The sequence below is a fragment of the Arcobacter sp. genome, assembly GCF_050300555.1.
Lineage (GTDB): Bacteria > Campylobacterota > Campylobacteria > Campylobacterales > Arcobacteraceae > Arcobacter.
This window is the reverse complement of record NZ_JBNKXY010000458.1, coordinates 1-509: the sequence shown is the minus strand read 5'-3', so window position 1 is coordinate 509 and position 509 is coordinate 1. Positions and strand designations below refer to the sequence as shown.

Annotated in this window: 1 protein-coding gene; it reads left to right on the top strand. The window is 39.7% G+C overall.

Features of this window, described 5'->3' with window-relative positions; translation table 11 throughout:
* On the top strand, positions 1 to 335 hold a 335-nt coding region (locus ACQY5W_RS13660; RefSeq protein WP_428025516.1), incomplete at its 5' end, for a hypothetical protein.
* Between the last annotated feature and the right edge of the window lie 174 nt (positions 336 to 509).

Genomic DNA, 509 nt, shown 5'->3' with positions numbered 1-509 from the left:
CAGGGCACCACCGACTCACGGGCCTATTGGGCCGATGGAGAGAGGCAGCGGCCCGGGAAAGAGTGGGCCAGCGCGGAAGGTCTGGGCCAGTTGGGCCAAAATCCAAGGAGTGTTTTATAACATATTTGGTTTTTTTAAAATTTCAATGGATTTCAAATTTTGGCAAGACTTTAGAAATTTCCACAAGGAGATTTAGGAGGAATTTTGACATGAGGATTTTCCTAAATTCTTCTAGGCTCCTCAAGGATTTTAGAAAAAATAATATGCCATGTCATGCAATGCATCCTATACAAGATTTATTTTTTGAAAGGTTTTTCATATATACTGCAAATTGATATGCATCTTATATGCACTCCTATGTTGACAAAATTTTATTCTTGTAAAATATGGGTGTTACACTTGGATACACCCCTCATGACAGTTCTTACCGAGTTTATAACCTTGAGACTAACACCATTGTTGAGTCATGTGATGTGACCTTCGATGAGGTTGCTCCTTATCCTTGTGAT